The organism is Thermomonas fusca (assembly GCF_005862345.1).
Taxonomy (GTDB): Bacteria; Pseudomonadota; Gammaproteobacteria; order Xanthomonadales; family Xanthomonadaceae; genus Thermomonas; species Thermomonas fusca.
The window spans coordinates 39,579-65,660 of record NZ_SROY01000006.1 but is presented as its reverse complement, the minus strand read 5'-3'; the positions used below and the strand labels follow the sequence as shown (position 1 = coordinate 65,660).

Below are 26,082 nucleotides of genomic sequence, written 5' to 3'. Positions count from 1 at the left end.
ATGCCGCATCTCGAAGGCGACCTGCGCGTCCATCCCGACGCGCGTTTCGCGATCCTTGCCAGCCGTTGGAACCCGCGCATCGTCGATGCGCTGGTGGAATCGGCGCGCGCCACCTTCCTCGCCAACGGCGTCGCCGAGGCCGCCATCGACGTGGTGCGCGTACCCGGCGCGTGGGAGCTGCCGGTGATCGCGCGCCAGCTGGCGCAGGCCGGCGGCCACGCCGCCGTCGTCGCGCTGGGCTGCGTGGTGCGCGGCGATACCCGCCACTACGAACAGGTGGCCGACGGGGCATCCGATGGCCTGATGCGGGTGGCGCTGGATACCGGCGTGCCGGTGATGAACGGCGTGCTGGCGGTGGAGAAATTCGAGGATGCGCTGGCGCGTGCCGGCGGCAGCCATGGCAACAAGGGCGAAGAGGCGGCGCTGGTGGCGATCGAGATGGCCGACCTGCGCCGCAAGCTGCAGGAGCAAGCATGAACAAGCATCATCGTCGTCCGGACGGCATCGATCCCGTGGCCCGTTCGCGCTCGCGCCGGCGCGCGCTGCAGGCGATCTATGCCTGGCAGATCAACCATGCCGACGAGCGCGCGCTGATCGCGCAGTTCGCCCACGAACAGGCGCATGAAGTGGCCGACCTCGAGTACTTCGAGGACCTGGTGCGCGGCGTGCTGCGCCACACCGCCGAGCTGGACGCGGCGCTGGCCGGCCATCTGGACCGCGGGATCGAGGAAGTGGACCAGATCGAGCGGGCCGCGCTGCGCATCGCCGCCTACGAGCTGACCCACCGCCCGGACGTGCCGTACCGCGTGGTCATCAACGAGGCCATCGACTCCACCAAGCGCTTCGGCTCGGAGCACGGCCACACCTACGTCAACGGCGTGCTCGACAAGGCCGCGGCGGTGCTGCGCGGCGTGGAAGCGAAGAAGTAGTCGCCCTGTCGTCCTGCGCCAGCGCGGATGACAACGCCGCACCGATGCCACCGGTCCACGAATTCGACCTGATCGCCCGCATCCGCCAGCGCGCCGCCGCGCGCGGCGACGTGGTGCTGGGCATCGGCGACGATTGCGCGCTGCTGCTGCCGCCGCCCGGCATGCAGCTGGCGGTGACCATGGACGCGCTCAACGCGGGCGTGCATTTCCCGCCCGAGACCGCGCCCGCCGACATCGGCTGGAAGGCGCTGGCGGTGAACCTGTCCGATCTTGCCGCGATGGGCGCGCAGCCGGCCTGGGGCACGCTGTCGCTGTCGCTGCCGCAGGGCGACCCCGGCTTCGTCGACGCCTTCTTCGATGGCTTCTTCGCGCTGGCCGCGCAGCACGGCTTCGCCCTGGTCGGCGGCGACACCACCCGCGGCCCGCTGTCGATCGCGATCACCGCGCACGGCCTGGTCGAGCCCGGCCGGGCGCTGCGCCGGGACGGCGCCCGGGTGGGCGATGACATCTGGGTCAGCGGCACGCTGGGCGATGCCGCCGGCGCGCTGCGGCAGTGGCAGGCCGGCGCGGCGATGTCGCCGGCCCTGCAGGCGCGGCTGGACCGGCCCACCCCGCGGGTGGCGCTGGGCCGCGCGCTGCGCGGCATCGCCAGCAGCTGCATCGACGTCAGCGACGGCCTGCTCGCCGACCTCGCCCACCTCTGCCGCGCCAGCGGCGTCGGCGCGGAGGTCGATGTCGATGCGCTGCCGGCCAGCGCTGCCCTGCGCAACGCCTTCGATCCCGACACCCGCCGCGTCCTGCAGGCCGCGGGCGGCGACGACTACGAGCTGTGCTTCACCGCGGCACCCGCGCAGCGCGCGGCGTTGCGACAGCTGTCGGCCACGTTGGCGCTGTCGCTCTCCTGCATCGGCAGTGTCACTGCGGGTACGGGCGTGCGCTGCGATGGCGTGGCGGCCGGTGCCGGCGGCTACCAGCACTTCGCCTGAGTCGATCAGTCCGGCAGCAGTTTGCCCGGATTGAGGATGCCATCCGGGTCGAGTGCGCGCTTCACCGCGCGCATGGCCTCCAGCGTGGCGGCATCGAAGGCGTCGGCCATGAACGCACGCTTGGACAGGCCGATGCCGTGTTCGCCGGACAGGGCGCCGCCCAGCGACAGCGCCAGCGCGAACACGCGCGGCAGTGCCGCCTGCGCGCGGGCTGATTCGTCGGCATCGTCGGGGTGGTAGAGGATGTTGACGTGCAGGTTGCCGTTGCCGGCGTGGCCGAAGCAGACGATGGGCAGCGCGCATGCGTCGGCCAATGCCTCGACCCCCGCCACCAGCTCGGGGATGCGTGAGGCCGGCACCACCACGTCCTCGTTGATCTTGCCCGGGGCGATCGTGCGCAGCGCCGGTGACAGCGCGCGCCGCGCCGCCCACAGCTTGTCGCGGGCGATGCCGTCCTGCGCCACGTCCATGTCGATCAGGCCGTCGCCGTCGGCAGCTGCGCCTAGTGCGGCAAGGATGTCCGGCAAGGCTTCAACGCTGCCGTCCGCTTCGACCAGCAGCATCGCACCGGCCTCCGGCACGCCGCTGCCGTTGCGGCGCAGCAGCTCGAGGCTGCGCCGATCCATGAATTCCAGCATCGCCGGCACCACCGGCTGCGCCATCAAGCGCGACACCGCGGCGGCGGCGCTGGCGGCGTCGCGGTAGAACGCGCGCAGGCCGGCCTGCGCCTGCGGGCGCGGCGCGAGCTTCAGGGTCGCCTCCACGATCAGCGCCAGCGTGCCCTCGCTGCCCACCAGCAGCCGGGTGAGGTCGAAGCCGGAGGAGCACTTGGTGTAGGCGCCGCCGACGCGGATCAGTTCGCCGGTACCGGTGACGGCCACCAGTCCCAGCACGTTGTCGCGGGTGGCGCCGTATTTCACCGCGCGCGGGCCGCCGGCATTGGTGGCGAGGTTGCCGCCGACGGTGCAGCTCTCGAAGCTGGACGGATCCGGCGGCCAGAACAGCCCGTGCGGTTGCAAGGCAGCCTGCAGCGCGCCGTTGCGGACGCCGGGTTCGACCACCGCGCAGCGGTCGGCGGCGCGAACCTCGAGGACGCGGTCCATGCGTGCGAACGACACCACCACGCCGCCCTGCGTCGGTACCGCTGCGCCGGTGGTGGCGGTGCCGGCGCCGCGGGCGACGATGGGGACGCGATGGGCGCGGCAGGCGCGCACCAGCGCCACCACTTGCTCGCGCGTGCGCGGCAGCGCCACCGCGTCGGGCAGGGCGTGACGGCGGGAGTCGTCGCCGCCGTTGGCCGTGCGCGTGATTTCGTCCGTGCGCCAGCCCTCGCCCAGCAGTGCGGACAGTTCGGCAACGAGGGCGGCGGGCAGGGTCATGCGCTTCAGCAGTCGTCGGCGCGGAAGGCGTCGCGCAGCCAGTCGAATGCCGGCGCGGCCGGGTCGCCGCTGGCGGCGACCACGTCGAAGCGGCAGGGTGCCTCGGCGTGGCGCGGGTGCCGCAGCAGCCAGACCTGCGCCGCGCGCACCAGCCTGCGACGCTTGCCGGCATCCACGGAGGCCGCGCCGCCGCCAAACGCGGCGCTGCCGCGATAGCGCACTTCCACGAACACCACGCTGCCGCCTTCGGCCATCACCAGGTCGAGTTCGCCGCCACGCGTACTGGCGTTGCGTGCCAGCAGGCGCAGGCCTTTCGCCTCGAGAAACCCCAGTGCCGCGGTTTCCACCGCGTCGCCGCAGGCGCGTCGATCCGGCTCAGCGCGCGCCATCAGCCAGCGGCACCGGCTCGCCGCCGACGAAGCGCGTCCAGCCGGGCCGGCGCAGCACGTTGCCGAAGCCGTCCAGGCGCAGCCGCCCGGTAGCACCGACGATGCCGCCGTTGGTCAGCGCCAGATGTTCCAGATAACCGGTCAGCCGCCACGCATCCAGACCGAACGCGAACAGCCGCGCCGCCGGGCCTTTGGCGGTATCCACGCGGGCGGCGGCGCTGGCCTGCGAGGGCAGGCCGTCCACGCGCTGCACCAGCCACGGCTCGGTGGGGAAGACGATGCCGTCCAGCGCCGCATCTTCGGCCGCCTTGCCGGTGCCGGAGACGATCTGCGAAGCAGCCACCCGAGGCAGCCCGGCCATGCCGGCCAGCGCCAGTTGCGGCGCCACGATGCGCGCCTGCGGCCCCTTCAGTACCAGCAGCACCGCGTCGGGCGCCTCGGCCTGCGCCAGCTGGCGCAGCGCGCCGTCCATCTGCTCGCTGACGCCGAGGTGGGCGACGATCTTGACGCCGCGGCTTTCCAGCTGCTTGCGTGCGGCATCGGCGGTGCGCCGCTGGGTGTCGTCGCTGCCGGCAATCAGCAGCACGCGCTTGCTGCCGCGTTCCTCGATCAGGTACTGCGCCAGGCTGATGCCTTCGTCTTCGGGCGACAGCGAGAACGCGGCGCTACCTGGCGCCGGCGCGCGGTCGCCGCGGTTGAGCGCCAGCAGCGGCAGCGCCGGTTCGCCGGCGAACACCGCGTCGACCTCGTCGCGCCCCAGCGGGCCGACCACGAAGTCGTTGCCCTCGGCTGCTGCGCGGGCCAGCGCCGCCTTGGCGCCGCCGGCGGTGTCGTAGAAGCGCAGCAGCGGGCGGCGGCGGGACTCGCCGTAATAGCCGGCCAGATAGCCGTCGCGCAACGCCGCGGCGGCGGCGGCCTGGTTGCCGGACAGCGGCAGCAGCACGCCGACCTGCAGCGGCGGCCGATAGCCGTCGGCCGCGGCGGGCGGGCGGCTGGCCGCGCCGAAGCTGCCGTCGCCGCGATCAAATCCGCGCGGTGGCGGCAGGCCACGGCGCAGCAGAGTGCGGCCGGCGAAGTTGTAGAGCGAATCGCCCACCGGCAGGCGCGCGGCGTCGCGCGCCAGGGTGGCGTCGTCGAGGCTGGCCAGCAGCCGTTCAATGGCGTCGGCATTGTCGCGCCGCGCCTGTCCGGCCAGCGCGGCGTGGCCGGCTGCCAGCGCCTGCGCCTGCATGGTGGCGGCGGCGTAGGGCGGCGGGGGCGGCGCCTTCGGCGTCACGTTCGCGCAGCCGGCCAGCGCCAGCAGCAGCACGAGGAGGAAAAGTCGCATTTGGGCCACGGGCGTGGGCGCTCGTTCGGGAACCGGCTAGGATTCTACCCGCGCACAGGCTGAAGACAGGCATGCAGGACTCCGGAACGCTTTTCATCGTCGCCACGCCCATCGGCAACCTCGGCGACCTCTCGCCGCGGGCGCAGCAGACCCTGCGCGACGTCGCGGCGATCTGCGCCGAGGACACCCGTCGCAGCGGCCAGCTGCTGGCGCATTTCGGCATCGCCACGCCGCTGCTGGCGTTGCACGAACACAACGAGGAGGCGATCGCGCAGAAGATCGTCGCGCGGCTGCAGGCCGGCGAATCCCTCGCCCTGGTCAGCGATGCCGGCACCCCGCTGGTGTCCGATCCGGGCTTCCGGCTGGTGCGCGCCGCGCGCGCGGCCGGGGTCAAGGTCAGCCCGCTGCCGGGCCCGTCCGCGCTGGTCGCGGCGCTGAGCGTGGCTGGCCTGCCCAGCGACCGCTTCGCCTTCGAGGGCTTCCTGCCCGCGAAGCCCTCGGCCCGGCGTGAACGCCTGCAGGCGCTGGCCGCGGAACCCCGCACGCTGATCTTCTACGAATCCTCGCACCGCATCGCCGAAGCCCTGGCCGACATGGTGCAGGCGTTCGGCGATGAGCGTCCCGCGGTGCTGGCGCGCGAGCTGACCAAGCTGTTCGAAACCGTACTGGATGGCAACCTCGCGCAACTGCAGGCGCGGGTCGAAGCCGATGGCGACCAGCGCAAGGGCGAATTCGTGGTGTTGGTGCAGGGTGCCGGCGAGGATGCCGATGCCAAGGTGATCGAGGGTCGACGCCTGTACGCCAGACTCAAGGGCCATCTGCCGCCCTCGACCGCCGCGAAGCTGGCGGCCGATCTCTCCGGCGCCCCGCGTAAGGCGCTGTACGGATCGGACTAGGCGGTTTCACCGGATCGCCACGGATGGAACAGCCCCTTTGGTAAAGGGGGCGCGCCGACAGGCGCGGGGATTCGGAGGTTGAAGGCCCGGGGCCAAACGTTTGCGCAGCAAACTTTGGGAGCTTCAATTGCGCCGCGCGCAATTGAAGCTGGCGGAGCCGGCCGATAAGCCGGGTCCTGTTCGACGCTTGCGCGCCGCGGCAGTCATTCCTCTAGGCGCAGCGTCACCGCTACGCTCAAGCAACCTACCCGGAGACTCGGCGGGCCGCCTCATCGTCTCCCTATTTGGTCTTGCTCCCGGTGGGGTTTGCCGTGCCGGTCTGTTGCCAGACTCGCGGTGCGCTCTTACCGCACCATTTCACCCTTGCCGTCCTGCCGAAGCAGTCTTGGGCGGTATCTTTCTGTTGCACTTTCCGTCGGCTCTCGCCGCCCAGGCGTTACCTGGCACCGTGCCCTGTGGAGCCCGGACTTTCCTCGGCACCGTTTCCGATGACGCGACTGCCTGGCCGACTCCGCCAGCGGCCATTGTACGGTGGTGGCGCCGTGATGTCGTTCAGGGCGCGGACTCGAGCATGGTTTCGCCCTCGAACACCCCGCCCGGTCCGAAGCGGCGCTCGTGGATGCGGGCGCTGCCGTCGTGTCCCACCAGCACCAGCGTGCTGGCGCGGGTGCCGTAGTCCTGCTCGCGGATGAAGGCGGCGGACAACCGTCGTTCCAGCGCCAGCCCCACCCCGGTATCCGGCAGTCGGTCATCGGCGGCGATCCGCTCGTCGGCCAGTGCCGTCCACAACGGCTGCGGGTCGGCGTCGCCGGCATCGGCCCATTGCGCCAGCACGCTGCGCAGGCGCGTGGTTTTCGGCCACGGCGCATCGAGGGCGCCGTTGGACAGGCCGTAGGTGCCTGGCGCCAGCCGGCGTTCGCGTTCGCCATCCGGGTGGTGGCCGACGTAGGCACAGGCCTGCGCATCGGCCACCAGCAGGTTGAACGGCGCGTAGCGCCCCGCCTCGCTGGCCAGCGAGGCCGCGAAGGCCGGGGCCGGGTCGCTGCCAGCGAGGAAGCGCAGCGGCAGGGCGCCGCGGGACGGCCCGGTGAACGTCGGTGCCAGCCCGTTGCGCACATTGGTGACCACCGCCATTCGCCCGTTCGGCCCCAGTCCCATCCAGGTGCCGCCGGAGCGCAGGTCGCGGCCGGCCAGCACCGGCATGTCCGGCCAGCGGGCCAGCGGCGCGGTCGGGCGGGCGTGCTGTTCGTCGCGATTGCCGGCGACCACCAGCCGCCAGCGGGGGTGCACATTCCAGGCAAGGGCAAGCAGACACATGGACGCCATTCTGCGCCGTCGCACGGCCATTCATTTTTTGCGACGCAGCATGCCTCGCCCCTGCATTCGCCTGTTCAGAAAAAGCGTGCCGGCAGTCTCACAATCTCAAAAAATGAGACGAAACATGAGCTTGTGGATAAAGCTTGAACAACTTGTTGAAGTTCGCTGCAAGTCATTGACGGGCCGGGGGAAATTTCCGCCGTCGGATTGTTGACATAGGTCAATTGCCTGCTAATGTGGGGACTCGTGGGAAAACCGGGAAAATCGTGGTTTTCCTGGTTGAAACTCCGCGACAGACGGGGGCGACAAGGGCAGCATGTTCCAGGGCGAGACCGCCATCACCATCGACGACAAGGGCCGGCTGGCGATTCCTACCGCCTACCGGGAGCTCGTCGCGCGTGCGTGCGGCAACCGCCTGGTCATCACCTACAACGCCTTCGAGACCACCGGTTTGTACATCTATCCGCACGCCGTGTGGGAAAAGGTGCGCGACCAGGTCAACGCGCTGCCGCGGGTCAAGAAGCCCAGCCGCATCCTGCAGCTGAAGCTGGTGGGCGCGGCCGAGTTCGTCGAGCCCGACGGCAACGCGCGGATCTCGATTCCTGCCAGCCACCGCAATGCCGCCGGCATCGAACGCAAGGCGGTGCTGGTGGGGATGGGCGACAAGTTCGAACTGTGGAGCGAGGCGGACCACCTGGCGCAGATCCGCCAGCCGCTGGGCGACGGGGACCTGGGCGACGAGTTCCAGGAATTGATGCTGTGAGCGGCGGTGGCGCGGGCATCGCGTCCGCCCACCTCCCGGTGCTGTTTGCCGAGGTCATGGACGGTCTGGCGGTGAAAGAGGACGGAACCTACCTGGACGGGACGTTCGGGCGTGGCGGTCATGCCCGTGGGGTGCTGCAGCGGCTTGGCGAAAAGGGGCGTTTGCTGGCGATGGACAAGGACCCGGACGCTATCGCGGTGGCCATGCGGATGGCCGACGCCGATGCGCGCCTGTGCTGGCGGCGCGGCAGCTTCGCCTCCCTGGCCGACTGGCCGGCCACTGCGGCGGGCCTTGATGGCGTGCTGCTCGATCTCGGCGTGTCCTCGCCGCAGCTGGACGTGGCCGAGCGCGGCTTTTCGTTCGGCAAGGACGGCCCGCTGGACATGCGCATGGACCCCGAATCCGGCGAGAGCGCCGCCGAGTGGCTGGCCCGCGCTTCGGAAAAGGACATCGCCGACGTGCTGTGGGTGTATGGCGAAGAACGCCAGAGCCGGCGCATCGCCCGCACGATCGTGGCCGCGCGCGCGCAGGCGCCGCTGTTGCGCACCGCGCAGCTGGCCGAATTGATCGCGCAGGCCTGTCCGCGCGGCGCCAGCAAGACCCATCCGGCCACCCGCAGCTTCCAGGCCATCCGCATCCACATCAATCGCGAATTGGCCGACCTCGAAGCCGGCCTCGATGCCGCGCTGGCGCGGCTCAAGGTGGGTGGGCGGCTGGCGGTGATCAGCTTCCACTCGCTGGAAGACCGCATCGTCAAGCAGTTCATGGCGAAACACGCCAAGGCACCGCCGGCCAACCGGCGCATGCCGGTGGAAGTGTCCTTCACGCCGACCCTGCGGTTGGTGGGTGGCGCGCAGAAGGCTGCCGAAGCCGAGCTGGCCGGCAACCCGCGCGCGCGCAGCGCGGTGCTGCGGGTGGCCGAGAAGCTGGCAACCGAGAACCGGGCGGTGGCGGCATGAACCGGCATCTGCTGCTGGCCGTGCTGGTGGTCGCCAACATCGCGACCGCGCTGCTGATCGTGCGCGACCGCCACGAGCATCGCCAGGCCTTCGTCGAGCTGAGCCGGCTGGAAAAGGCGCGCGACGCGCTCAACATCGAATTCGGCCGGCTGCAGCTGGAGCAGGCGACCTGGGCGGAAAGCAACCGCGTCGACCAGGTCGCGCGCACCCGCCTGGGAATGGAATTCCCGCGCACCGAAGACGTGGTGGTGCTGCGGCGATGACCCGTTTCGGCAAACGCCTGCGCTGGTTCGGAAGCGAAGCGCGCCGCGAGCGCGCTGCCAGCGTGCATCCGCGCGCGCGCGGGCAGCAGTTCGACCTGCGCCGCCGGCTGGCGCTGGTCTGCGGCTTCCTCGGACTGGGCTCGGTGGCGCTGCTGGCGCGCGCGCTGGACCTGCAGGTGGTCGATCACGCCTTCTACCAGCAGCAGGGCGACGCGCGTTTCCTGCGCGAGATCCCGATCGCCACTTCGCGCGGCATGATCACCGACCGCAACGGCGAGCCGCTGGCGATTTCCTCGCCGGTCGAGTCGATCTGGGGCAATCCGCGCGAACTGCTGAAGGTGCCCGAGCGCCTGCCGGCGCTGGCGCGTGCGCTGGGCATGCCGCAGGACGAACTGGCCAGCCGGCTCAGCGCCCGTGCCGACAAGGAGTTCGTGTACCTCAAGCGCCGCATCAACCCGGACGAAGCCGCCAGCATCCTCGCGCTGGACATCCCCGGCGTGGCCAGCCAGCGCGAGTACCGCCGCTTCTACCCGCAGGGCGAGGCGCTGGCGCACGTGCTCGGCTTCACCAACGTCGATGATCGCGGCCAGGAAGGCCTGGAGCTGGCGTTCGACGACTGGCTGCGCGGTACTGCCGGCGCCAAGCGCGTGATCCGCGACAACAAGGGCCGGATCGTCGAGAACGTGGACCTGGTGCGCGCCGCGCAGCCCGGCCACGACCTGGCGCTGAGCATCGACCGCCGCATCCAGTACCTGACCCACCGCGAGCTGCGCAATGCGATTGCCGAAACCGGCGCCAGCAGCGGCTCGGCGGTGGTGCTGGACGTGGCCACCGGCGAAGTGCTGGCGATGGCCAACATGCCCACCTTCAACCCCAACGCCGTCGGCACCAGCCCGCGCGACGCGCACCGCAATCGCGCGGTCACCGACCTGCTGGAGCCCGGTTCGACGATGAAGCCGCTGACCGTGGCGGCGGGGCTGGAAGCCGGCGTGATCACCCCGGCCACGCTGTTCAACACCAACCCGGGCTGGATCGCCAACGGCCGCTACCGCACCACCGACACCCACAACTACGGCGTGCTGGATACCACCGGCATCATCCGCAAGAGTTCCAACGTCGGCGCTTCCCTGGTGGCCAAGCGGCTGGGCGATGCGCAGTTCTATGCCTTCATGCGCCGTTTCGGCTACGGCCAGCGCACCGGCAGCGGTTTTCCGGGCGAAGCGGCCGGGCTGTTCCCGTCGCCGGGCAGCCCCGGCTGGAGCGGCACCAGCAAGCAGACCATGAGCTACGGCTACGGCCTCAGCGCCACCCCGCTGCAGATCGCCACCGCCTACGCGGCGCTGGGCAACGGCGGGTTGCTGCACCAGCCCAGCTTCGTCAAGGGCCAGCACAACCCGCCCAAGCGGGTGCTGGATGCGCGTATCGCCAATCAGGTGCTGCACATGATGCAGACCGTCACCGAGCCGGGCGGCACCGCCACCCAGGCGGCGATCCTCGGCTACCACGTGGCCGGCAAGACCGGCACCTCGCGCAAGGCCAGCGCCGGCGGCTATTCGCGCCGCTACATCGGCTATTTCGCCGGGCTGGTGCCGGTGGAGCATCCGCGTTTCGCGATGGTGGTGGCGGTCAACGATCCGGATCCCAGCCGCAAGGGCTACTACGGCGGCGTGATCGCCGGGCCGGTGTTCCGCAGCACGATGGAGGGCGCGCTGCGCCTGATGGACGTTTCACCCGACAACCTCGACGCCTGGCTGGCCGTGCAGGCCGCGGCCGAAGCCAAGCGCATTAAAGCCGAAGGCCGCGCCCTGCCGGTGGCCGCCGCCGCTGCCGCGCCGTCCGGCGCCGCCAATGCGAGGGCGCTGCAATGACCCGCGCCATGCTGCTGGGCGAGCTGCTGCCGGAGCTGGAAGGCCTGTCCGCCGACCTCGCCATCACCGGGCTGGTGCAGGACAGTCGCGAGGTGAAGCCGGGCGATGCGTTCGTGGCGATCGCCGGTTTCGGCGCGCACGGGCTGAACTTCGTCGACGTCGCCCGCCAGGCCGGCGCCGCCGCGGTGCTGTTTGAGCCGCCGGCGCCGGACGAGCTGCCGGCACCCGCTGATGCGATCCCGGTGGTCGGCCTGCGCGCGCGCATGGGCGCGATGGCCGACAGCTTCCACGACCACCCCAGCGCGGCGATGGCCACGGTGGGCGTGACCGGCACCAATGGCAAGACGTCCACCGTGCAGCTGCTGGCGCAGGCGTGGACGCTGCGCGGCCAGAAGGCCGGCACCGTCGGCACGCTGGGCAGCGGCGTGTATCCGAAGATCGTGCCGACCGGCTTCACCACCCCGCTGGTGCTGCGCATGCACGCGCTGCTGGCCGAGCTGCGTGACGAGGGCGCCTCGGCGGTGGCGATGGAAGTGTCCTCGCACGCGCTCGACCAGGGCCGCGTGGATGGCGTGCACTTCGACGTGGCGGTGTTCACCAACCTCACCCGCGACCACCTCGACTACCACGGCGACATGGCCCGTTACGGCGCGGCCAAGGCGAGGCTGTTCGACTGGCCCGGCCTGCGCGCGGCGGCGGTCAACCTGGACGATGCGTTCGGCCGCGAGCTGTTCGCCGCGGTCAGCGGCAAGGTGCGCGCGCTGGGCTTCTCCTCGCGCGGCGCCGCCGGCGCCAGCGTGCGCGCGGAAGAGCTGCTGCTGGACGGCAGCGGCATCCGCTTCCTGCTGCATGCCGGCGGGCAGGCGCACCCGGTGCGTTCGCCGCTGCTGGGCCGCTTCAACGTGGACAACCTGCTGGGCGTGGCGACCACCCTGTTCGCGATGGGCATGGCGCCGGCGCTGATCGCCGAGACGCTGTCGCAACTGCTGCCGGTCGATGGCCGCATGAACCGGCTGGGTGGCGAAGCCGGCGCGCCGCTGGTGGTGGTGGACTACGCCCACACCCCCGATGCGCTGGAGCAGGCGTTGGCCTCGCTGCGCGCGCACACCGCCGGCACCCTGACCTGCGTGTTCGGCTGCGGCGGTGAGCGCGACACCGGCAAGCGCCCGCAGATGGCCGCCATCGCCGAGCGCCTGGCCGACCGTGTCATCGTCACCGACGACAATCCGCGCAACGAAGACGGCGACGCCATCGTCCGCGACATCGTGGCCGGGCTGGCGGAGCCGGCGCGCGCGGTGATCCAGCGCGACCGCGCCGCCGCCATCGCGCAGGCGATTGCCGGCGCCGGCGCCGACGACGTGGTGCTGATCGCCGGCAAGGGTCACGAGCCTTACCAGGACGTGGGCGGGGTGAAGCATCCGTTCGAGGATGCGGCGGTGGCGCGTGACTGCCTGCGTCGTCGCGAAGGCGGTGTCGCATGACGCCGCGCCTGCTGTCCTGGATCGCCCAGGCCGCCGGTGGCCGGCTGGTCGGCGACGACCGCACGGTCGACGCCATCGCCACCGACACCCGCGCGCTGCCCGCCGGCAACGCGCTGTTCGTCGCCCTGAAGGGTGAAAACTTCGACGGCCACGCCCACGTGCAGGCGGCTGCCGACGGCGGCTGCGTGGCGGCGCTGGTCTCGCGCCCGCTCGACGTCGCACTGCCGCAAGTCATCGTGGCCGATACCGGGCGCGCGCTGGCCAGCCTGGCCGCGGCAGTGCAGCGCGAGCGCGCCACCAGGGTGCTTGCGGTCACCGGCAGCAACGGCAAGACCACGGTCAAGACCCTGCTGCATTCGATCCTGCGCCAGCTGGGCAGCGCCTACGCCAACCCCGGCAACCGCAACAACGAGATCGGCCTGCCGCTGGCGGTGCTGGACGCGCCGGACGACGCGCGCTTCGCGGTCTACGAGATGGGCGCCGGCAAGCCCGGCGATATCGCCTACCTGACCGCCATCGCTCGGCCGGACGTGGCGCTGGTCAACAACATCGCGTCTGCCCACCTGGAACGGATGGGCAGCCTGCTCGGCGTCGCACAGACCAAGGGCGCGATCTACCAGGCGCTGGCGGCGGACGGCGTGGCGGTGGTGAATGCCGATGACGCATTCGCGCTCTATTTCAGCGAGCGGCTGCGTGGCGTGCGGGTGATCCGCTTCGGCATCGAAGCCGAGGCCGAGATCGGCGCGCGCGACATCCACGGCAGCCTGCAGGGATCGCGCTTCACCCTGGTGGCGCCGGAAGGCGAGACCGAGGTTGCATTGCCGCTGCCCGGTCGCCACAACGTCCGCAACGCGCTCGCCGCGGCGGCGATGGCGCTGGCGGTGGGCGCAACCCTGGCGCAGATCCGCGCCGGGCTGGAAGCGGTGGAGGGCGTGGCCGGTCGGCTGGCCACCCATCGCCTGCGTAGCGGCGCGATGCTGGTGGACGACAGCTACAACGCCAATCCGGGTTCGCTGGCCGCGGCCATCGACACCCTGGCGGACAGTGGCGGCGAGGCCTGGCTGGTGCTGGGCGACATGCGCGAGCTGGGCGTCGAGGAAGTCGATCTGCATGCCGCGGCCGGAACCCGCGCCAAAGTCGCCGGCATCGCCCGCCTGTTCGCGCTGGGCGAGCTGAGCGCGCACGCCGCGCGGACGTTCGGCGAGGGTGGCAGCGTGCATGCCTCGCACGCCGCGCTGGCGGAGGCGCTGTGGGAACAGCTGGGTGCCGGCACCACCGTGCTGGTGAAGGGCTCGCGCGGCAGCGCGATGGACAGGATCGTGACCGCGCTGCTGCAGCGGGATGCCGGACCCGACGGGGAGACCACCGATGCTGCTTGAACTCACCCGTTGGCTGGAACAGCTGCAGGGCCATTTCAACCTGTTCAACTACCTGACCTTCCGCGCCATCCTCGGCGCGCTGACCGCGCTGGCGCTGTCGCTGTGGTGGGGGCCGCGGATGATCCGCTACCTGGCCACGCTCAAGGGCGGCCAGCCGATCCGCAAGGACGGCCCGCAGTCGCATTTCTCCAAGGCCGGCACGCCCACCATGGGCGGGGCGCTGATCCTGTCGACGGTGGCGGCTTCGGTGCTGCTGTGGGGCGACCTGCGCAACAAGTACGTGTGGGTGGTGCTGGTGGTGATGGTCGGTTTCGGCGCCATCGGCTGGGCGGACGACTGGATCAAGATCGTCAAGCGCGACCCCAACGGCATGCGCTCGCGCACCAAGTACGCGCTGCAGTCGGTGCTGGGCCTTGCCGCCGGCATCTACCTGTTCGCCTTCGCCGACGTGCCGGCGGCCACCACTTTCTACGTGCCGTTCTTCAAATCGATCGCGCTGCCGCTGGCGGGCGTCGGCTTCGTCGGCATCGCCTACTTCTGGATCGTCGGCTTCTCCAACGCGGTCAACCTGACCGACGGCCTCGATGGCCTGGCCATCATGCCCACGGTACTGGTGGCCTGCGCGCTGGGCGTGTTCGCCTATGCCTCCGGCAACGCCACCTTCGCCCAGTACCTGCAGATCCCGCGGGTGCCGGGCGCGGGCGAGCTGATCATCATCTGCGCGGCCATCGCCGGCGCCGGGCTGGGCTTCCTGTGGTTCAACACCTATCCGGCGATGGTGTTCATGGGCGACATCGGCGCGCTGGCGCTGGGCGCGGTGCTGGGCACGATCGCGGTGATCGTGCGCCAGGAACTGGTGCTGGTGCTGATGGGCGGCATCTTCGTGATCGAAACCCTGTCGGTGATGATCCAGGTGGCCAGCTTCAAGCTCACCGGCAAGCGGGTGTTCAGGATGGCGCCGATCCACCACCACTTCGAACTCAAGGGCTGGCCGGAGCCGCGGGTGATCGTGCGCTTCTGGATCATCAGCGTGGTGCTGGTGCTGGTCGGCCTTGCCACCTTGAAGGTGCGCTGATGGCCGCGACCGGTTTCGGCAGCCTGGGCCAGGCGACCCGTCGCGACGAGCTGGTCGGGCGTTTCGACCCGTGGCTGCTGGGTGTGTCCATCACGCTGGCCTGCCTGGGTGTGGTGATGGTCGGATCTGCGGCGATTGCCGGTGGCGGCGTCGATGCAGGTCCGTGGTACTTCCTGAGCCGTCATCTGATGTTCCTGGCGGTCGGGGTGGGGCTGGCTGCGGTGGCGATGCGCACCGAGCTGAAAACCATCGAGAAGCACAGCCAGTGGCTGCTTCTGGCTTGCGCCGTATTGCTGCTGCTGGTGTTCGTGCCGGTCATCGGCAAATCGGTGAACGGTGCGCGGCGCTGGCTCAACTTCGGCGTGTCCAACTTCCAGGTCGTGGAAGCGGTGAAGGTGCTCTACATCGTCTGGCTGGCCAGCTACCTGAAGCGCTACAGCGAGGATGTGGCGGTCACCCTGACCGCGATGTTCAAGCCGCTGGGCGTGGTCGGCGTGCTGGTCGTGCTGCTGCTGCTGCAGCCGGACTTCGGCTCATCGGTGCTGCTGCTTGGCATCACCACCTGCATGCTGCTGCTGGGCGGCGCGCCGATCCGGCGGATCGCCCTGCCGATCCTGTTGATGGTGCCGGCGCTCGTTCTGCTGGTGGTGTTCGAGCCGTATCGCATGCGTCGCGTGACCTCGTTCATGGACCCCTGGCAAGACCAGTTGGGTGCCGGTTATCAGCTCAGCAACGCGCTGATGGCGATTGGTCGAGGTGAATGGTTCGGCGTGGGCCTGGGCGCGTCCGTGCAGAAGCTCAGCTATCTGCCGGAAGCGCATACCGATTTCATCTTCTCGGTGATCGCCGAAGAGCTGGGTTTTGCCGGCGTGGCCTTGGTGGTGGGCCTGTTCGTGCTGCTGGCCGGGCGCGCATTCTGGCTGGGTTTGAAGTGTGTGGAGATGAAGCGGCATTTTTCCGGCTACATCGCGTTCGGCATCGCGCTGTGGATGGCGCTGCAGAGTTTCGTTTCGATCGGCGTGAATCTGGGCATGCTGCCGACCAAGGGCCTGACCCTGCCGCTGGTGTCCTCGGGCGGTTCCAGCGTACTCATGACCTGCGTGGCGCTGGGCCTGTTGCTGCGTGTTTCGTGGGAGTACAACCGTGCGGCGCGCCAGGTGGCGAAGCTGCGCGGCGTGGCCAGCGGGTCGCCCGTGGGCACGCCGCCGGTGGCCGCGCAGCCGCCGCTGCCGGCCGACGCCGGCAACCGCGGCACCAGCCGCCTGCGCCAGCGGATCGAACCCGCCCTGGGCCGGCCGTCCACCGAATCGGCCGCGCTGGCCGCGCTGCGGAGGTCCCGTTGAGCGCGCATGCGCCCCTGGTGATGGTGATGGCCGGCGGCACCGGCGGCCACATCTTTCCCGGCCTTGCGGTCGCGCAGGCGCTGCGCGAGCGCGGTGCCGAGGTGTGCTGGCTGGGTGCGGACGGCGGCATGGAAACCCGGCTGGTGCCGCCGCAGGGCATCGCCATCGACACCATCGCGGTCAAGGGCGTGCGCGGCAAGGGCATCGCCACCCTGCTGGCGGCGCCGCTGCGGATCCTGTCGGCGGTGCGCGCGGCCGCCGCGGTGATGCGTGCGCGCCGTCCGGACGCGGCGATCAGCTTCGGCGGCTACGCCGCGGGGCCGGGCGGGATTGCCGCGCGGATGGCCGGCATTCCGCTGCTGGTGCACGAGCAGAACCGCGCCGCCGGCATGACCAACAAGACGCTGGCGAAGGTGGCGCGGCAGGTGCTGGTGGGGTTCCCGCAGACCTTCGCGAAGGAAGTCCACGTCGGCAACCCGGTGCGTGCGCAGATCGCGCAGGTGCCGCCGCCCGGCCAGCGCGGCTTCGACCACGCCGGCCCGCTGCGCCTGCTGGTGCTGGGCGGCAGCCAGGGCGCGCGTGCGCTGAACGAAGCGGTGCCGAAGGCAGTCGCCGCGCTGGGCCTGCCGGTGCGGATCGTTCACCAGGCCGGCGAAAAGATGCTCGATGCCGCGCGCCAAGCCTATGCCGATGCCGACGTCGAGGCGCGGGTCGAACCTTTCATCGCCGACATGGCCGCGGCATATGCCGGCGCTGACCTGGTGGTCTGTCGCGCCGGTGCGCTGACCCTGGCCGAGCTGTGCGCGGTCGGCGTCGGCAGCGTGCTGGTGCCTTTCCCGCAGGCGGTGGACGACCACCAGACCCGCAATGCCGAATATCTGGTGGAGCGCGGCGCCGCCGTGCTGCTGCCGCAGACCGAACAACTGGCCGGGTGCCTGCAGCAGGTGCTCGCCGATCTTTCCGCCGATCCCGGCAAGCGCCTGGCGATGGCGCAGGCCGCGCGCGGCCTGGCTCGTCCCGATGCCGCGCAGCGCGTCGCAGAAGCCGTGCTGGCCACCATTTCCAACGAGGTTTCCCGATGAGCCCGCACAGCCTGCACCTGCGGCAGATCAACGACCCGACCAAGGCGCTGCCGCGCGTGCATTTCGTCGGCATCGGCGGGGTCGGCATGAGCGGCATCGCCGAGGTGATGCGCACGCTGGGCTACCAGGTCAGCGGTTCCGACAGCGCAGACAACGCGGTGACCAAGCGGCTGGCCTCGCTCGGCATCGTCATCCATCGCGGCCACGCTTCCGCCAACGTGCTGGAAGCCGACTGCGTGGTGGTATCCAGCGCGATCAAGCAGGACAATCCCGAGCTGCTGGAAGCGCGCGCCCAGCGCATCCCGGTGGTGCCGCGCGCGGAAATGCTGGCCGAGCTGATGCGCTTCAAGCGCGGGGTGGCGGTGGCCGGCACCCACGGCAAGACCACCACCACTTCGCTGACCGCCAGCGTGCTGGCCGAAGGCGGGCTGGACCCGACCTTCGTCATTGGCGGCAAGCTGCTGGCCGCGGGCGCCAACGCCGGCCTCGGCGGTGGCGACTGGCTGGTGGCCGAGGCCGACGAGAGCGACGGCAGCTTCCTGCGCCTGAACCCGGTGGTGGCGGTCATCACCAATATCGATGCCGACCATCTGGAGAACTACGGCGGCGACTTCGAACGGGTCAAGCAGGCGTTTTCCGAATTCCTGCACCGGCTGCCGTTCTACGGGCTGGCGGTGCTGTGCATCGATGACGAGGAAGTGGCGCAGCTGGCGCGCAGGACGCCGCGCCATGTGGTCACCTACGGCTTCGCGCCGGAGGCCGACGTGCGCGCCGCCGACGTGCGCCAGCACGGCGCGCGCATGCAGTTCACCCTGTGCCTGCCCGACGGCAGCCGCACCGCCTGCACGCTGGCCCTGCCGGGCCGCCACAACGTGCAGAACGCGCTGGCCGCCGCCGCCATCGGCTGGCAGCTGGGCGTGCCGAACGCGGCCATCGCCAAGGCGCTGGAAGGCTTCCAGGGCATCGGTCGGCGCTTCAACCAGCTGGCCACGCTGAAGCTGGCCGAAGGTGGCGAAGTGGCGCTGGTGGACGACTACGGCCACCACCCGAAGGAACTCGCTGCGGTGTTCGCCGCGGCCCGCGGCGGCTGGCCGGACAAGCGGCTGGTGGTGGCGTTCCAGCCGCACCGTTACACCCGTACCCGCGACCTGTTCGACGAGTTCGCGGCGGTGCTGTCGAGCGTGGATGCGCTGCTGCTTACCGAGGTGTACCCGGCCGGCGAGGCGCCCATCGCCGGCGCCGATGCCAGCGCGCTGGCGCGTTCGATCCGCACCCGCGGCCGGGTCGAGCCGGTGGTCGTCGGCGGTGCCGCCGAGCTGGCCGGCGTGCTGCCCGGCGTGCTGCGCGACGGCGACCTGCTGCTGCTGATGGGCGCGGGCGATATCGGTGCCGCCGCCCAGCAGATCGCCCGCGACGGCCTGCAGCCGCAACCTGCGCAGGGAGAACCCGCATGAGCGCCTCCGCCTTCGCCCCGCTGCGCTGCACCGACCCGGCCGCGTTCGGCCGCGTCGCCGTGCTGATGGGCGGCAGCAGCAGCGAGCGCGAAGTCTCGCTGGATTCCGGTCGCAACGTGCTGGAAGCGTTGCAGTCGCGCGGCGTCGATGCGCACGCGGTGGACGGCATCCCGGCCCTGGTCGATGCGCTGGTGCACGGCAGGTTCGACCGGGTGTTCAACATCCTGCACGGCGGCGACGGCGAGAACGGCGTGCTGCAGGGTCTGCTGCAGGGCTTCGAGATTCCCTGCACGGGCTCCGGCGTGCTGGGCAGCGCGCTGAGCATGGACAAGATCCGTACCAAGCAGGTGTGGATCAGCGCCGGCCTGCCGACGCCGCAGTTCGTCCGCCTGGCGCCCGGTGCAGACCTGCGCGCGGCCGCGCTGGAGTTGGGCCTGCCGGTGTTCGTGAAGCCGTCCAGCGAAGGCAGCAGCGTGGGCGTGGCGCGGGTGCTGGCCGAAGCCGACATCGACGCGGCCATCGAGGTTGCGCGCGGCTACGGCGGCGAGATGCTGATGGAGCAGATGGTGGTCGGCGACGAGCTGACCGTCGGCGTGCTGGGCGAGGTCGCGTTGCCGTCGATCCGGATCGTGCCCAAGGGCGAGTGGTACGACTACAACGCCAAGTACATCGCCGAGGACACCCAGTACCTGTGCCCCGGTCTGGAAGGCGAAAACGAGGCCGCGATCCGCACGCTGGCGCTGGCTGCGTTCCGCGCCGCCGGCTGCAGCGGCTGGGGCCGCATCGACGTGATGCGCGACCGCGCCAGCGGCGAGCTGCTGCTGCTGGAAGTGAACACCGCGCCGGGCATGACCAGCCATTCGCTGGTGCCGAAGGCGGCGCGCGAGCTGGGCGTGTCGTTCGAGGAACTGTGCTGGCGGATCCTGGAGCAGACGCTTTGAAGACTGTCCTGCGCTCGCTGGCCTGGCTGCTCGCGCTGGCGCTGCTGGCGCTGCCGGTGGTGGCCGTGGTCGAGGGCTGGATGGGCGGCGAGCACTGGCCGCTGCGCACCCTGCGCGTGCAGGGTGAACTGGCGCGGGTCGACCGCGCGCAGCTGCAGGCGGCAGTGCTGCCGCACGCGCAGCGCGGCTTCTTCGCGGTGGACCTGGGTGCGGTCCAGCGCAGCGTGGACGGCCTGCCGTGGGTGGAGCGCGCGCAGGTGCGCAAGCACTGGCCCGACGTGCTGGAAGTGCGCATCGTCGAACATCGCCCGTTCGCGCGTTGGGGCGAGCAGCAGCTGCTGTCCGAACACGGCCGGCTGTTCCCGGCCGGCAAGCTGCAAACGCCGGCCGGGTTGCCGCTGCTGGACGGCCCGGAAGGGCGGGTGCCGGAAGTGGTGGCGCTGTACAACCAGGCCCGCGAGCAGCTGGCCGACGCCGGCGGCGTGCTGGGCGTGGCGCTGGACCGTCGCGGCAGCTGGTCGATCAGCCTGCGCGACGGCACCCGCGTGGTGCTGGGCCGCAACGACCCCGGCGCGCGGCTGGCGCGGTTCGCGCCGATGCTGCCGCAGCTGGCCGCGCAGAACCCGCACCGCCGGCTGGTGCGCGCCGACCTCCGCTACACCAACGGCTTCGCCCTGACCTGGGCGAAGGCCGATCCCACCCCCACGAACCACGGCAGCAACACATGAACCGCAAAGGCGACAAGTCCCTGATCGTCGGCCTCGATATCGGCACCTCCAAGGTCACCGCGCTGGTCGGCGAATACGCACCGGGCGAACCCATCGAGGTGATCGGCATCGGTTCCCACGAATCGCGCGGGCTGCGCCGCGGCGTGGTGGTGGACATCGACTCCACCGTGCAGTCGATCCAGCGCGCGGTGGAGGAAGCCGAGCTGATGGCCGGCTGCGAAGTCAGCAGCGTGTACGCCTCGATTTCCGGCAACCACGTGCAGTGCAAGAATTCGCCCGGCATCGTGCCGATCCGCGACGGCGAGGTCACCTACGGCGATCTCGACCGCGTGCTGGAAGCCGCCAAGGCCGTGGCGATCCCGGCCGACCAGCGCATCCTCCATGCGATCCCGCGCGAATACGTGCTGGACGATTCGCAGGAAGGCATCCGCAACCCGGTCGGCATGACCGGCGTGCGCCTGGAAGTGCATGCGCACCTGGTCACCTGCGCGCAGTCGGCGGCGCAGAACATCAGCAAGTGCGTGCAGCGCTGCGGCCTGCAGGTGGATGAGCTGGTGCTGTCCTCGCTGGCATCCAGCACCGCCGTGCTGACCCCGGACGAGCGCGAGCTGGGCGTGGTGCTGGTGGACATGGGCGCTGGCACCACCGACATCGCGGTGTTCATGCAGGGCGCGATCTGCCACACCGCCAACCTGGCGGTGGCCGGCGACAAGGTGACCGAGGACATCGCGCACATGTTGCGCACGCCCACGCCGCACGCGGAGGACATCAAGGTCAAGTACGCCTGCGCGCTGGCGCAGCTGGCGCGCGCCGAGGAAAGCATCCAGGTGGAAAGCGTGGGCGACCGCCCGCCACGACGGTTGCCGCGGCACGCGCTGGCGCAGGCGGTGCAGGCGCGCTACGAGGAAATCTTCGAGATGGTGCAGGCCGAACTGCGCCGCTCGGGCTTCGAGCAGCGGGTGCGCGCCGGCATGGTGCTGACCGGCGGCGCTTCGAAGATGGAAGGCGTGGTCGAGCTGGCCGAGGAAATGCTGCAGATGCCGGTGCGGATCGGCATCCCGCAGCACGTCACCGGCCTTGGCGAGGTGGTCGGCAATCCGGTGCATGCCACCGGTGTTGGCCTGCTGCTGATGGGCGCGCAGATGGAACACCCGAAGCGGCCGACCCTGCCCAGCGGCAAGGTCGGCGGGGTGCTGGGCAAGGCGGTGAAGTGGTTCCGCGGCGCGTTCTGAGCGGCGGCAGCGGAAGGCGGTAGCAACAGCGGGCAGGGCAGGGAAAGGCAGGCAGGGCGGCAAAAGCGGCAAGGCGGCAAGCGCAGGACACAACCCAATAACAAGCCGGCGAAGGCGAAGCGGAACCCCCGCCTCTCCGATCCCGGCCACAACGACAGGACACGGACATGGCACATTTCGAACTGATCCAGCAGGTGGCACCCAACGCGGTCATCAAGGTCTTCGGCGTCGGCGGCGGCGGTGGCAACGCGGTCGCGCACATGGTCAACAGCAGCGTCGACGGGGTGGAATTCATCACCGCCAACACCGACTCGCAGGCGATCAAGAACTGCGGCGCCAGCCAGCAGCTGACCCTCGGCGGCAACGTCACCAAGGGACTCGGCGCCGGCGCCAACCCGGAAGTCGGCCGCCAGGCCGCGCTGGAAGACCGCGAAACCATCATCGAGGCATTGCAGGGCGCCGACATGGTGTTCATCACCGCCGGCATGGGCGGCGGCACCGGCACCGGCGCGGCGCCGGTGGTGGCGCAGCTGGCCAAGGAAATGGGCATCCTGACCGTGGCCGTGGTCACCAAGCCGTTCCCGTTCGAGGGCCGCCGGCGCATGCAGGTCGCGGCCAAGGGCATCGAGGAACTGAGCCAGCACTGCGATTCGCTGATCACCATCCCGAACGAAAAACTGATCACCGTGCTGGGCCGCAACGCCACCATGATCCAGGCGTTCCGCGCCGCCAACGACGTGCTGCTCGGCGCGGTGCAGGGCATCGCCGACCTGATCGTGCGCCCGGGCCTGATCAACGTCGACTTCGCCGACGTGCGCACCGTCATGTCCGAAATGGGCCTGGCGATGATGGGCACCGGCAGCGCCCGCGGCGACGACCGCGCGCAGGCGGCGGCCGAGGCGGCGATCCAGAACCCGCTGCTGGACGACGTCAACCTGTCCGGCGCCAACGGCATCCTGGTCAACATCACCGCCGGCCCGGACTTCACCATGGCCGAGTTCGACGAGGTTGGCCGCACCATCGAGCAGTTCGCCGCCGAAGACGCCACCGTGGTCATCGGCACCGTGCTCGACCCGGACATGCAGGACGAAGTGCGCGTCACCGTGGTCGCCACCGGCCTCAGCCGCGCCACCGTGGGCCTGCGCCAGCCGGCCGGCAACGAGCGTCGCGAAGTGCGCTACGAAACCACCCAGGAAGCGCCGCGTCGCCCGCAGGTGCAGCTGATCAACACCCAGGTCAAGCGCGACGGCACCACCGGGCTGCCGATCGACGCGATCGCCGACAGCTTCACCCCGGCCGCGCCGGTCGGTTTCGCCGGCAGCCTGCGTCGCAACGCCGCCGAGGCCGCCCCGGCCGCCGCCGAGCTGCCGAAGGACGACTACCTGGACATCCCGGCGTTCTTGCGCCGCCAGGCAGACTGATGCCCCCACAGCTTCCTTCCGCGTGAGCGGAAGGAAGCCGGGGAGCGCGCGCAACGCCGCCGCCCCCGACCTTTTCCCCCGTCAGTCCGTGGCGGAGGAAGGGGCTGTCACTCCTGTCGAATCGCGTGCCGGGTTGTCCGCCCGGCGCGTTTTCCGGTCGGTCGGCGCTGCCGGCCGGCCGCTTTCGTTCCGCCGCTGCCGTCTGCGCAGGGCGCAGGACGACGGCCTTTTTACGGCTGGATTCAGCAAATCGCGTGATAATCTGAACCGATGCTTCGCCAACGCACCCTCAAGAACGTGATCCGCGCCACCGGCGTGGGCCTGCATGGCGGCGAGAAGGTCTTCCTGACCCTGCGGCCGGCGCCGGTCGATAGCGGCATCGTGTTCCGCCGCATCGACCTCGAGCCGGTGGTGGAAATGCCCGCCGCCGCCGCGCTGGTCACCGAAACCACGCTGTGCACCGGACTGAGCCGCGATGGCGCCAAGGTGCTGACGATCGAGCACCTGATGTCGGCGCTGGCGGGGCTGGGCATCGACAATGCCTATGTCGAGCTGAGCGCGCCGGAAGTCCCGATCATGGACGGTTCCGCCGGGCCGTTCGTGTTCCTGCTGGAATCAGCCGGCATCGTCGAACAGCACGCGGCCAAGCGGCTGATCCGCATCCTCAAGCCGGTGGAAGTGCGCGATGGCGACAAGGTCGCCCGCTTCGATCCGCACGACGGCTTCCGGCTGGGCTTCACGGTGAAGTTCGACCACCCGGCGATCCCGGATACGCTGTCGCGGGTGGAGGTGGACTTCTCCACCAGCGCCTACATCAAGGAAGTCAGCCGCGCGCGCACCTTCGGCTTCATGCGCGACCTCGAATACATGCGCGACCGCAACCTCGGCCTCGGCGGTTCGATGGACAACGCCATCGTGCTCGACGACTTCCGCGTGCTGAACGAAGACGGGCTGCGCTATGCCGACGAATTCGTCCGCCACAAGATCCTCGACGCGGTCGGCGACCTGTACCTGGCCGGCCACGCCATCCTCGGCGCCTACGAGGGCTACAAGTCCGGGCATGCGCTGAACAACAAGCTGGTGCGCGCTCTGCTGGCGGATGCGCAGGCGTGGGAAGAGGTCAGCTTCGCCGACGCCGAACAGGCGCCCCAATTGAGCTACGGAATCGCGCTGCCGGCGGCCTGATTCCACCGCAAACCGCGGTGCGTCTCACAAAATTGCAGTGCTCGCCAGCGATTTCTTAACAAAACCGACCGCCGTCGCGGCTAGGATGCGCCCTCGGCTGGTTCTGCGGGGGGCTTCGTTGCCCGCCTCGCACCGGCCTTGCGGTCGCCCCCGGCGTGTTCTTCCGACGCATCCGGCCGCAGCAGGGCCAAGGCCGCCTCCAGTCCAGCACGGGCGGCGGCCGACATCGGAGCATGGCGCGCTTCGGCCGGCGGTAACGGCCGCAGCGGTGCGGTGGTCGTCCTGACACCCACGTCGTTCACTTCGAGCCCGATGGAGCGGGCGGCGTCGATCAGCGCTGGCGCGGCAAGCCGCAACTTGGCATGCCACACCGGCGAGTCGACCACGAACACCAGCCTGTCTCCGCGGACGTTGGCCAGGCGCGCATGCGCCCCCAGCCCCGCCGGCAGCAGGGGCCGCAACAACCGGTCCATCGCGTCGAGCCACTGCGCCCGGCGCAGGGTGCCCCCGGCGGAACCGGCGAGCAGCGCGTCCAGCGCCGCTCGCGGGCTGGCGGCGGCACGGCTCCCTTCGGGGTTGGATCGAGAACCAGGCATACGGATGATCGAAATCAGCAACCTACACGATACCCGCCAGCGCGCCGTTGCGCAGGCCCGGCAGCTGCGCAAATGGGCGCGGAGCAGGCCGTGGGCGGCGCTGGCGCTGCTGCTGGGCGCAGGCATGCTGTGCGGCGCGGCCGCACGCAGTGCGATCGGCATGGCCCAGGTGGAGGCGCTGCAAACCGCGGATGCCGAGCGTCAGGCCGAACTGGACAAGGTCCGCCGCGACGCGCAGCGCGATGTCAACGCGCTGGCCGCGCGGCTGGCCGAACTGCAGGCGCAGGCCAACCGGCTGAACGCGCTGGGCACCCGCCTGACCCGTGCCGGCCAGCTGCAGGACGGCGAATTCGATTTCGAGAAGCCGGTCGGCCAGGGTGGTGGCGGGATGACCCGCGACATGCCGCCGGCCGAGCTGCGCGCGCGGCTGGCGGCACTGGAAGGCGACTATCGCCTGGCCGGCACCCAGCTGTCGGTGCTGGAAACCCTGCTGTTCAACCGCGCGCTGGACCGCAACACGGTGCCTTCGCGTGAACCGATTGCCGGCAGCTTCGTCACCTCCGGCTTCGGTGGCCGCGCCGATCCGTTCGGCGGTGGCAGCCAGTTCCACAAGGGCATCGATTTCCAGGCCAGCATCGGCGATCCGGTGCTGGCGGTGGCGGACGGCGTGGTCAGCTATGCCGGCGACCGCAGCGGCTACGGCAGCACCGTGGAAGTCGACCACGGCAACGGCTACGTCACCCGCTACGCGCACAACTCGCGGCTGACCCGCCAGGTCGGCGATCTGGTGCGCGCGGGGCAGGAAATCGCCAAGGCGGGCTCCAGCGGCCGCTCCACCGGCGCGCACGTGCACTTCGAACTGTGGCAGGACGGCGTGGTGGTCAATCCCCGCAAGTTCCTCGGCCACAACAACGCGCTGGCCCGGCACGGGCCGAAGCGCGGCTGACATCGGGCAAGGGGCTTGCGCACGCCGCGGGCCGCCTCCAGCTAAACTATTCGATTCCCGAACGGGCACCCATGCCCGGTTTCGGGCATTTCGTTGCTTTCCCGATGCCGCGCCACCGGCGCGCATCCCGCCAGGGACACCCC

25 protein-coding genes and 1 other RNA gene are annotated in these 26,082 nt (G+C 70.6%); 20 read left to right on the top strand and 6 right to left on the bottom strand.

Annotation, left to right across the window (positions count from 1 at the left end; translation table 11 throughout):
- Genes ribH through thiL form a run of 3 tightly spaced genes read left to right on the top strand, consistent with a single transcriptional unit; the run spans nucleotide 1 to nucleotide 1,915 of the window.
- Nucleotides 1–477 (top strand): 6,7-dimethyl-8-ribityllumazine synthase, encoded by a 477-nt coding sequence (gene ribH, locus E5S66_RS12010; RefSeq protein WP_028839247.1) that lies wholly within the window; start codon nucleotides 1–3, stop codon nucleotides 475–477.
- Complete coding sequence (nusB, locus tag E5S66_RS12005) at nucleotides 474–929, top strand: transcription antitermination factor NusB (RefSeq protein ID WP_138349558.1); 456 nt, start codon at nucleotides 474–476, stop codon at nucleotides 927–929. The genes ribH and nusB overlap by 4 nt, the downstream gene beginning before the upstream one ends.
- A gap of 44 nt (nucleotides 930–973) precedes the next feature.
- Nucleotides 974–1,915, top strand: coding sequence for a thiamine-phosphate kinase (gene thiL / locus E5S66_RS12000; RefSeq protein ID WP_138349556.1), 942 nt, complete (start codon nucleotides 974–976; stop codon nucleotides 1,913–1,915).
- 5 nt (nucleotides 1,916–1,920) lie between these two features.
- On the opposite strand, the gene E5S66_RS11995 is transcribed toward thiL, so the two are convergent.
- From E5S66_RS11995 to E5S66_RS11985, 3 genes are read right to left on the bottom strand one after another with little or no spacing between them, the layout of a single operon-like run.
- The gene (locus E5S66_RS11995; protein WP_138349555.1) at nucleotides 1,921–3,294 is read right to left on the bottom strand and encodes an FAD-binding oxidoreductase; all 1,374 of its coding nucleotides are present in this window, start codon (nucleotides 3,292–3,294) and stop codon (nucleotides 1,921–1,923) included.
- Nucleotides 3,295–3,299: 5 nt separating this feature from the next.
- On the bottom strand, nucleotides 3,300–3,683 hold the full coding sequence (locus tag E5S66_RS11990) for a YraN family protein (protein WP_138349553.1): 384 nt from the start codon (nucleotides 3,681–3,683) through the stop codon (nucleotides 3,300–3,302).
- Nucleotides 3,670–5,010: a penicillin-binding protein activator gene (locus E5S66_RS11985; protein WP_138349551.1), complete on the bottom strand. Its 1,341-nt coding sequence runs from the start codon at nucleotides 5,008–5,010 to the stop codon at nucleotides 3,670–3,672. The genes E5S66_RS11990 and E5S66_RS11985 overlap by 14 nt, the downstream gene beginning before the upstream one ends.
- A 71-nt stretch (nucleotides 5,011–5,081) precedes the next feature.
- Here E5S66_RS11985 and rsmI point away from each other — a divergent pair, with 71 nt between their 5' ends.
- Nucleotides 5,082–5,906, top strand: coding sequence for a 16S rRNA (cytidine(1402)-2'-O)-methyltransferase (gene rsmI, locus E5S66_RS11980; protein WP_138349549.1), 825 nt, complete (start codon nucleotides 5,082–5,084; stop codon nucleotides 5,904–5,906).
- A 149-nt stretch (nucleotides 5,907–6,055) separates the two neighbouring features.
- Here rsmI and rnpB read toward each other — a convergent pair.
- Together rnpB and E5S66_RS11970 are read right to left on the bottom strand one after the other, a co-directional pair.
- Nucleotides 6,056–6,419, bottom strand: an RNA gene (rnpB, locus tag E5S66_RS11975) — RNase P RNA component class A.
- Nucleotides 6,420–6,458: 39 nt separating this feature from the next.
- Entirely contained in the window at nucleotides 6,459–7,223 is a 765-nt protein-coding gene (locus E5S66_RS11970; RefSeq protein ID WP_138349547.1) for an NRDE family protein, read from the bottom strand.
- 316 nt (nucleotides 7,224–7,539) lie between these two features.
- On the opposite strand from E5S66_RS11970, the gene mraZ reads away from it, so the two are divergent.
- The 15 genes from mraZ to lpxC all read left to right on the top strand — a co-directional run bounded on the left by mraZ (nucleotide 7,540) and on the right by lpxC (nucleotide 24,397).
- A complete protein-coding gene (mraZ, locus tag E5S66_RS11965) occupies nucleotides 7,540–7,986 on the top strand; it encodes a division/cell wall cluster transcriptional repressor MraZ (RefSeq protein ID WP_028839240.1) in 447 nt (148 codons plus the stop codon).
- A 56-nt stretch (nucleotides 7,987–8,042) separates the two neighbouring features.
- Nucleotides 8,043–8,945, top strand: a complete 903-nt coding sequence (rsmH, locus tag E5S66_RS11960; protein ID WP_138349719.1) for a 16S rRNA (cytosine(1402)-N(4))-methyltransferase RsmH — start codon at nucleotides 8,043–8,045, stop codon at nucleotides 8,943–8,945.
- On the top strand, nucleotides 8,942–9,208 hold the full coding sequence (gene ftsL, locus E5S66_RS11955; RefSeq protein WP_028839239.1) for a cell division protein FtsL: 267 nt from the start codon (nucleotides 8,942–8,944) through the stop codon (nucleotides 9,206–9,208). Before rsmH ends, ftsL begins: the two co-directional genes overlap by 4 nt.
- Nucleotides 9,205–11,076, top strand: coding sequence for a peptidoglycan D,D-transpeptidase FtsI family protein (locus E5S66_RS11950; protein ID WP_138349545.1), 1,872 nt, complete (start codon nucleotides 9,205–9,207; stop codon nucleotides 11,074–11,076). Before ftsL ends, E5S66_RS11950 begins: the two co-directional genes overlap by 4 nt.
- Nucleotides 11,073–12,557 carry a UDP-N-acetylmuramoyl-L-alanyl-D-glutamate--2,6-diaminopimelate ligase gene (locus E5S66_RS11945; protein ID WP_138349543.1) on the top strand — a complete coding sequence of 495 codons (1,485 nt, stop codon included), beginning with the start codon at nucleotides 11,073–11,075 and terminating at the stop codon, nucleotides 12,555–12,557. The genes E5S66_RS11950 and E5S66_RS11945 overlap by 4 nt, the downstream gene beginning before the upstream one ends.
- On the top strand, nucleotides 12,554–13,936 hold the full coding sequence (locus E5S66_RS11940; RefSeq protein WP_138349541.1) for a UDP-N-acetylmuramoyl-tripeptide--D-alanyl-D-alanine ligase: 1,383 nt from the start codon (nucleotides 12,554–12,556) through the stop codon (nucleotides 13,934–13,936). The genes E5S66_RS11945 and E5S66_RS11940 overlap by 4 nt, the downstream gene beginning before the upstream one ends.
- Nucleotides 13,926–15,011: a phospho-N-acetylmuramoyl-pentapeptide-transferase gene (gene mraY, locus E5S66_RS11935; protein ID WP_028839235.1), complete on the top strand. Its 1,086-nt coding sequence runs from the start codon at nucleotides 13,926–13,928 to the stop codon at nucleotides 15,009–15,011. The genes E5S66_RS11940 and mraY overlap by 11 nt, the downstream gene beginning before the upstream one ends.
- Nucleotides 15,011–16,354 carry a putative lipid II flippase FtsW gene (ftsW, locus tag E5S66_RS11930; protein ID WP_051246936.1) on the top strand — a complete coding sequence of 448 codons (1,344 nt, stop codon included), beginning with the start codon at nucleotides 15,011–15,013 and terminating at the stop codon, nucleotides 16,352–16,354. The genes mraY and ftsW overlap by 1 nt, the downstream gene beginning before the upstream one ends.
- A complete protein-coding gene (gene murG, locus E5S66_RS11925; RefSeq protein WP_425472233.1) occupies nucleotides 16,318–17,436 on the top strand; it encodes an undecaprenyldiphospho-muramoylpentapeptide beta-N-acetylglucosaminyltransferase in 1,119 nt (372 codons plus the stop codon). Before ftsW ends, murG begins: the two co-directional genes overlap by 37 nt.
- Nucleotides 17,433–18,890 (top strand): UDP-N-acetylmuramate--L-alanine ligase, encoded by a 1,458-nt coding sequence (gene murC, locus E5S66_RS11920; protein WP_138349540.1) that lies wholly within the window; start codon nucleotides 17,433–17,435, stop codon nucleotides 18,888–18,890. Before murG ends, murC begins: the two co-directional genes overlap by 4 nt.
- Complete coding sequence (locus E5S66_RS11915; protein WP_138349538.1) at nucleotides 18,887–19,831, top strand: D-alanine--D-alanine ligase; 945 nt, start codon at nucleotides 18,887–18,889, stop codon at nucleotides 19,829–19,831. Before murC ends, E5S66_RS11915 begins: the two co-directional genes overlap by 4 nt.
- Nucleotides 19,828–20,559 (top strand): cell division protein FtsQ/DivIB, encoded by a 732-nt coding sequence (locus E5S66_RS11910; RefSeq protein ID WP_138349536.1) that lies wholly within the window; start codon nucleotides 19,828–19,830, stop codon nucleotides 20,557–20,559. The genes E5S66_RS11915 and E5S66_RS11910 overlap by 4 nt, the downstream gene beginning before the upstream one ends.
- The gene (gene ftsA, locus E5S66_RS11905; RefSeq protein WP_028839230.1) at nucleotides 20,556–21,791 is read left to right on the top strand and encodes a cell division protein FtsA; all 1,236 of its coding nucleotides are present in this window, start codon (nucleotides 20,556–20,558) and stop codon (nucleotides 21,789–21,791) included. The genes E5S66_RS11910 and ftsA overlap by 4 nt, the downstream gene beginning before the upstream one ends.
- Before the next feature lie 167 nt (nucleotides 21,792–21,958).
- Nucleotides 21,959–23,212 (top strand): cell division protein FtsZ, encoded by a 1,254-nt coding sequence (ftsZ, locus tag E5S66_RS11900; protein WP_028839229.1) that lies wholly within the window; start codon nucleotides 21,959–21,961, stop codon nucleotides 23,210–23,212.
- A 270-nt stretch (nucleotides 23,213–23,482) separates the two neighbouring features.
- Nucleotides 23,483–24,397 carry a UDP-3-O-acyl-N-acetylglucosamine deacetylase gene (gene lpxC, locus E5S66_RS11895; RefSeq protein ID WP_138349534.1) on the top strand — a complete coding sequence of 305 codons (915 nt, stop codon included), beginning with the start codon at nucleotides 23,483–23,485 and terminating at the stop codon, nucleotides 24,395–24,397.
- Between the two features lie 80 nt (nucleotides 24,398–24,477).
- Here lpxC and E5S66_RS11890 read toward each other — a convergent pair whose 3' ends face one another.
- Nucleotides 24,478–25,008 carry a DciA family protein gene (locus E5S66_RS11890; protein WP_425472232.1) on the bottom strand — a complete coding sequence of 177 codons (531 nt, stop codon included), beginning with the start codon at nucleotides 25,006–25,008 and terminating at the stop codon, nucleotides 24,478–24,480.
- On the opposite strand from E5S66_RS11890, the gene E5S66_RS11885 reads away from it, so the two are divergent.
- Nucleotides 24,998–25,939: a M23 family metallopeptidase gene (locus E5S66_RS11885; protein WP_138349533.1), complete on the top strand. Its 942-nt coding sequence runs from the start codon at nucleotides 24,998–25,000 to the stop codon at nucleotides 25,937–25,939. The genes E5S66_RS11890 and E5S66_RS11885 overlap by 11 nt on opposite strands.
- Nucleotides 25,940–26,082 lie beyond the last annotated feature (143 nt).

What these genes read in the sequence shown, in the direction of transcription:
- ribH (WP_028839247.1), top strand. Translation starts at nt 1, where the DNA reads ATGCCGCATCTCGAAGGCGACCTGCGCGTCCATCCCGACGCGCGTTTC.
- nusB (WP_138349558.1), top strand. Translation starts at nt 474, where the DNA reads ATGAACAAGCATCATCGTCGTCCGGACGGCATCGATCCCGTGGCCCGT.
- thiL (WP_138349556.1), top strand. Translation starts at nt 974, where the DNA reads ATGCCACCGGTCCACGAATTCGACCTGATCGCCCGCATCCGCCAGCGC.
- E5S66_RS11995 (WP_138349555.1), bottom strand. Translation starts at nt 3,294, where the DNA reads ATGACCCTGCCCGCCGCCCTCGTTGCCGAACTGTCCGCACTGCTGGGC.
- E5S66_RS11990 (WP_138349553.1), bottom strand. Translation starts at nt 3,683, where the DNA reads ATGGCGCGCGCTGAGCCGGATCGACGCGCCTGCGGCGACGCGGTGGAA.
- E5S66_RS11985 (WP_138349551.1), bottom strand. Translation starts at nt 5,010, where the DNA reads ATGCGACTTTTCCTCCTCGTGCTGCTGCTGGCGCTGGCCGGCTGCGCG.
- rsmI (WP_138349549.1), top strand. Translation starts at nt 5,082, where the DNA reads ATGCAGGACTCCGGAACGCTTTTCATCGTCGCCACGCCCATCGGCAAC.
- E5S66_RS11970 (WP_138349547.1), bottom strand. Translation starts at nt 7,223, where the DNA reads ATGTGTCTGCTTGCCCTTGCCTGGAATGTGCACCCCCGCTGGCGGCTG.
- mraZ (WP_028839240.1), top strand. Translation starts at nt 7,540, where the DNA reads ATGTTCCAGGGCGAGACCGCCATCACCATCGACGACAAGGGCCGGCTG.
- rsmH (WP_138349719.1), top strand. Translation starts at nt 8,043, where the DNA reads ATGGACGGTCTGGCGGTGAAAGAGGACGGAACCTACCTGGACGGGACG.
- ftsL (WP_028839239.1), top strand. Translation starts at nt 8,942, where the DNA reads ATGAACCGGCATCTGCTGCTGGCCGTGCTGGTGGTCGCCAACATCGCG.
- E5S66_RS11950 (WP_138349545.1), top strand. Translation starts at nt 9,205, where the DNA reads ATGACCCGTTTCGGCAAACGCCTGCGCTGGTTCGGAAGCGAAGCGCGC.
- E5S66_RS11945 (WP_138349543.1), top strand. Translation starts at nt 11,073, where the DNA reads ATGACCCGCGCCATGCTGCTGGGCGAGCTGCTGCCGGAGCTGGAAGGC.
- E5S66_RS11940 (WP_138349541.1), top strand. Translation starts at nt 12,554, where the DNA reads ATGACGCCGCGCCTGCTGTCCTGGATCGCCCAGGCCGCCGGTGGCCGG.
- mraY (WP_028839235.1), top strand. Translation starts at nt 13,926, where the DNA reads ATGCTGCTTGAACTCACCCGTTGGCTGGAACAGCTGCAGGGCCATTTC.
- ftsW (WP_051246936.1), top strand. Translation starts at nt 15,011, where the DNA reads ATGGCCGCGACCGGTTTCGGCAGCCTGGGCCAGGCGACCCGTCGCGAC.
- murC (WP_138349540.1), top strand. Translation starts at nt 17,433, where the DNA reads ATGAGCCCGCACAGCCTGCACCTGCGGCAGATCAACGACCCGACCAAG.
- E5S66_RS11915 (WP_138349538.1), top strand. Translation starts at nt 18,887, where the DNA reads ATGAGCGCCTCCGCCTTCGCCCCGCTGCGCTGCACCGACCCGGCCGCG.
- ftsA (WP_028839230.1), top strand. Translation starts at nt 20,556, where the DNA reads ATGAACCGCAAAGGCGACAAGTCCCTGATCGTCGGCCTCGATATCGGC.
- ftsZ (WP_028839229.1), top strand. Translation starts at nt 21,959, where the DNA reads ATGGCACATTTCGAACTGATCCAGCAGGTGGCACCCAACGCGGTCATC.
- lpxC (WP_138349534.1), top strand. Translation starts at nt 23,483, where the DNA reads ATGCTTCGCCAACGCACCCTCAAGAACGTGATCCGCGCCACCGGCGTG.
- E5S66_RS11885 (WP_138349533.1), top strand. Translation starts at nt 24,998, where the DNA reads ATGATCGAAATCAGCAACCTACACGATACCCGCCAGCGCGCCGTTGCG.